Origin of the sequence: Burkholderia sp. Ac-20353 (assembly GCF_017104785.1) — a bacterium.
In the GTDB taxonomy this organism is placed as follows: Bacteria; Pseudomonadota; Gammaproteobacteria; order Burkholderiales; family Burkholderiaceae; genus Burkholderia.
In genome coordinates, this window is the sequence record NZ_JAAGPL010000359.1 from 1 (window position 1) to 4431 (window position 4431).

Below are 4431 nucleotides of genomic sequence, written 5' to 3' on the forward strand. Positions count from 1 at the left end.
GGTGCTCGCGTTCACGATCGCGTCCGCGCTGTGCGGCCTCGCGACCAACTTCGAGACGCTGATCGCGTTCCGGCTGCTGCAGGGGCTCGTGTCGGGGCCGATGGTGCCGCTGTCGCAGACGATCCTGCTGCGCACGTTCCCGCCGGCCAGGCGCACGGTCGCGCTCGCGCTGTGGGCGATGACGGTGCTGCTCGCGCCGATCTTCGGGCCGGTGGTCGGCGGCTGGATCATCGACAGCTTCTCGTGGCCGTGGATCTTCCTGATCAACCTGCCGATCGGCATCTTCTCGTTCGCGGTCTGCACCGCGATGCTGCGGCCCGACGCGCAGCGCGGCGCGGCCGGCCCGATCGACGTGCCGGGCATCGTGCTGCTCGTGATCGGCGTCGGCGCGCTGCAGGCGATGCTCGATCTCGGCCACGACGAAGGCTGGTTCGGCTCGCCGCTGATCGTCACGCTCGCGGTCGTCGCGGGGCTTTCCATCGTGTCGCTGCTGATCTGGGAGGCGGGCGAAGCGCATCCGGTCGTCGATCTGAGCCTGTTTTGGGATCGCACGTTTTCGTTCTGCGTGCTGATCATCTCGCTCGGGATGATGAGCTTCTCGGTGGTCGGCGTGGTGTTCCCGCTGTGGCTGCAGGCGGTGATGGGCTACAACGCGTTCCATGCGGGGCTCGCAACTGCGCCGCTCGGCATCCTCGCGCTGGTGTTCTCGATCCTCGTCGGGCTGCATGCGCACCGCTTCGATGCGCGCGTGCTCGCAACCTTCGGCTTTCTCGTGTTTGCCGGCGTGCTCGCATGGGACGCGCACTTCACGCTGAAGATGACATTCACGCAGATCGTCACGCCCGGGCTGATCCAGGGGATCGGGCTGCCATGCTTCTTCATCCCGCTGACCGCGGCGACGCTGTCGCGCATTCCCGACGACAAGCTCGCGGCCGCGTCGAGCCTGTCGAACTTCCTGCGCACGCTGTCGGCCGCGTTCGGTACCGCGATGAGCGTGACGCTGTGGGACAACCGCGCGACCTATCACTACGACGTCGTGTCGCAAGCGGTCACGCACGCGTCGGCGAACACGCAGCGCTTCGTGCACACGCTCAACGCGATGGGCATCGACGGCACGCGCGAACTGACGACGCTGCACCAGATCGTGCTGCAGCAGGCATACATGATGGCGACCGGCGACATGTTCCGGATGGCGAGCATCACGTGCGTCGTGCTCGCCGCGATGATGTGGCTCACGCGGCCGAAGCGGGGCGCCGCGGCGTCCTTCGGTCATTAGACGGCAGTTTCCCCGGAGGCAACATGGCGGCACTCGGCGCGCTCGTGATTCTCTACCACCCGACCGACGCGCAGCTCGCGGGGCTCGGTGCATTGCGGCACGCGTGCGACGCGCTGCTCGTCGTCGACAACACGCCGGAGCCTGACCCGCGCGCGCGCGACGTGTGCGCGCGCGACGGCATCGCGCTGTTGCATCACGGCAATCGCGGCGGCATTGCGGGCGCGTACAACGCGGGGCTCGCCGCGCTGTTTCGCGAGCATGTCGACGCGGTCGCGCTGTTCGACCAGGATTCGGCGATCCCGGCGGCGTTCTTCCCGGCGATGCGCGATGTGTGCGCAGGCCTCGCGCCACGCGCGTTTCTCGTGGGGCCGCGCATCTTCGACGAGAACGCGCGCAGCTTTCTGCCCGAGCTGTCGACCAACGGCCTGATGCTGCGCCGGCTGCGCATCGAGCAGGGCGCCGCGCTGCAGCGCTGCGCATTCCTGATCTCGTCGGGCTGCGTTGTGTCGCGCGCCGCGTTCGACGTGCTCGGCCGTTTCGACGAAACGCTGTTCATCGATCACGTCGATACCGAATACAGCTTCCGCGCACTCGCGCGCAACGTGCCGCTCTATGTCGTGCCGTCGCTGGTGCTGCCGCACCGGATCGGCGCAAAGCAACGCCATGCGTTCGGCCCTTTCGAAATGACGTCGATGAATCATCCGTGGCAACGGCGCTATTACAGCGCACGCAATGCGGTGCAGCTCGGCATGCAGTACGGGCTGCGCTTTCCGGTGGCGATCGTGCCGAACCTGCTGACGCTGTGGCAGATCGTGCAGATCGCGCTCGTCGAGCGCGACAAGCGCGCGAAGCTCGCGGGCATCCTGTTCGGCATCGCGGACGGCCTGTTCGGCCGGCTCGGCCCGCTCGAGCACACGCGGCCGCGTCTCGCCGCGCGCATACAGCACGTTCGGCGCGTACAGCACGTTCAGCAGCGGTGAGGGGCGCGATGCGAGGTTTGAAGGAGTTGACCGGTTTCCACGGTGGCGGGAAACGCCGCTGGACGGTATCGGCGATGGCGGCGCTGCTTGCGCTCGGCGGCTGCGCGCCGTCGGGGTTCCTGCCTTCGCTGTCGCTGCACAAGCCGGCCGACGACGCGCTCGCGCGCACGGCCGGCGCCGGCGCGGACGGTGCGTGGCCCGCGCCCGACTGGGTGAAGCAGTTGCGGGACCCGCAGCTCGACGAACTGGTCGCCGACGCGTCGCGGAACAACCCGGACCTGCAGGTCGCGCAGGCGCGGCTGCGGATCGCGCAGGCGCAGTTGCAGCAGTTCGATTCGCTGACGGGCCTGACGGGCACCGCCGGCGCGACCGTCAGCCGTGCGCGGATGCCGAAGCCGGGCGACAACGTCGCCGACGTGTCGGTGGGCGGCTATCGCGTGCCGGTCGAGATCTTCGGCGATCCGGTGGTGTCGCCGTCGTCGGTGTTCGTCGGGCTGAACTACCAGCTCGACCTGTGGGGGAAGAACCGGGCCGCGACGAAGAGCCTGATGTCGCTGCGCGACGCGGCGCGGGTCGAGGCCGAACAGGTGCGGCTCACGCTGACGGTCGCGATCGTCACCGTCTATTGTCAGCTCGACGAAGCATATGCGGTGCGCGAGCTGTTGCAGCAGAAGCTGACGATCAGCCAGCGCGTGACGGCCGTGCTGCGCGAGCGCACCGCGCGCGGCCTCGACAATGCGTACGACGCGAGCGACGCGACGATCAAGCGCAGCCGGCTGTTCGCGCAGATCGCGCTGAACGACGAGCAGATCAAGCTCGCGCAGCTTCAGCTCGGCGTGCTGTCGGGACGCGGGCCCGAGCGCGGGCTTGCGCTGCAGCGGCCTCGCGTCGGTCAGTTCGGCCAGACTGGCCAGACTGGTGATGCGGCGCTGCCCGCGCGGCTGCCGGCCGACCTGCTTGGCCGCCGGCCCGACATCGTCGCCGCGCGGCTGCGCGTCGAAGCCGCGTTCGCGAACGCCGATGCGACGCGCGCGCAGTTCTACCCGGACGTGAACCTCGTCGCGCTCGGCGGCGTGTTCGCGCTCACGCCCGCGTCGCTGTTCTCGCGCGACGCGCTGGCCGGCTCGGTCGGCCCTGCGATCTCGTTGCCGGTCTTCGATCGCGGCCGGCTGAAGGCGAAGCTCGGCGCGGACGTCGCGCAGGCGGACGTCGCGATCGGCCTGTACAACAAGACGGTCGACGACGCGCTCGGGCAGGTCGCGCAGCTCGTCACGTCGCTGCAGACCGCGCAGACGCTCGTCGCGCAGCAGCAGGACGCGGTGGCCGCCGCGCAGAAGATCGTGCAGATCGCGACGGACCGCCATCGCCGCGGCGTGCTGATGCAGAAGGACGTCGACGTTGCGGACCTGACGCTGGTCGACGAGCGCTCGCAGCTTATCGGCCTGCTCGGGCGGCAGCGGACCCTGCGCGTCGGGCTGATCGGCGCGCTTGGCGGCGGATTCGACGCGGGGCCGGCGGCGGCATCGGTGCCTTCGGCACGCGCGGCGCGCGGCGGGCATGCGAAGCGTGGCACCGCGGCGGCCGGCGCACGCCTGTCTGCTACCCCGGCAATACCGACCTTCCAGCACGACCGCCTGATCGTTACGCAAAGCAACTGATGCACCACGACAACCTTCATACCGCCACGAAACCCGCGTCGCTTGCCGACGAAGCCGCCCTCGACCCGCGCCGGGCGACGCGCCGCAAGCGCTTCACGATCTTCGCCGCGGCCGTGCTGCTGGCCGCGCTCGTCTGGCTCGCGTTCTGGCTGCTGCGCGAGCGCTACTACGAGGACACCGACGACGCGTATGTCGCGGGCAGCATCGTGCAGGTCGCCGCGCAGACCGCGGGCACCGTGACCGACGTGCTCGTCGCCGACACCCAGGCCGTGCATGCGGGGCAGACGCTCGCGAGGCTCGACAACACCGAGGCGGCCGTCGCATTCGCGCAGGCGAACGCGCAACTCGCGCAGGCCGTGCGGCAGGTCGCGAACGCGAAGATCTCGACCACGATATACGTCGAGGCCGTGAACGCGCGGCGCGCGGACCTGGCGCTCGCGCAGCGCGCGCTGGCGGCGCGCGAAGGCGCGTCGGTCGAGATCGTCGCGCCCGAGGAGCTTGCGCGTGCCCGCGCGGC

At 69.8% G+C, this 4431-nt stretch carries 4 protein-coding genes; all 4 read left to right on the forward strand.

The window, feature by feature from the left end:
• Positions 1-1276: DHA2 family efflux MFS transporter permease subunit (locus G3N94_RS39950; protein ID WP_205799694.1), on the forward strand; the 1276-nt coding region annotated here is incomplete at its 5' end.
• A gap of 23 nt (positions 1277-1299) precedes the next feature.
• On the forward strand, positions 1300-2256 hold the full coding sequence (locus tag G3N94_RS39955; RefSeq protein ID WP_205799695.1) for a glycosyltransferase family 2 protein: 957 nt from the start codon (positions 1300-1302) through the stop codon (positions 2254-2256).
• Between the two features lie 8 nt (positions 2257-2264).
• Positions 2265-3914, forward strand: coding sequence for an efflux transporter outer membrane subunit (locus G3N94_RS39960; RefSeq protein WP_205799696.1), 1650 nt, complete (start codon positions 2265-2267; stop codon positions 3912-3914).
• On the forward strand, positions 3914-4431 hold a 518-nt coding region (locus G3N94_RS39965; RefSeq protein ID WP_205799697.1), incomplete at its 3' end, for a biotin/lipoyl-binding protein. The genes G3N94_RS39960 and G3N94_RS39965, both read left to right, overlap by 1 nt.

Bases quoted from the DNA above. Each gene is read 5' to 3' on its own strand.
- G3N94_RS39955 (WP_205799695.1), top strand. From the start codon at position 1,300: ATGGCGGCACTCGGCGCGCTCGTGATTCTCTACCACCCGACCGACGCG.
- G3N94_RS39960 (WP_205799696.1), top strand. From the start codon at position 2,265: ATGCGAGGTTTGAAGGAGTTGACCGGTTTCCACGGTGGCGGGAAACGC.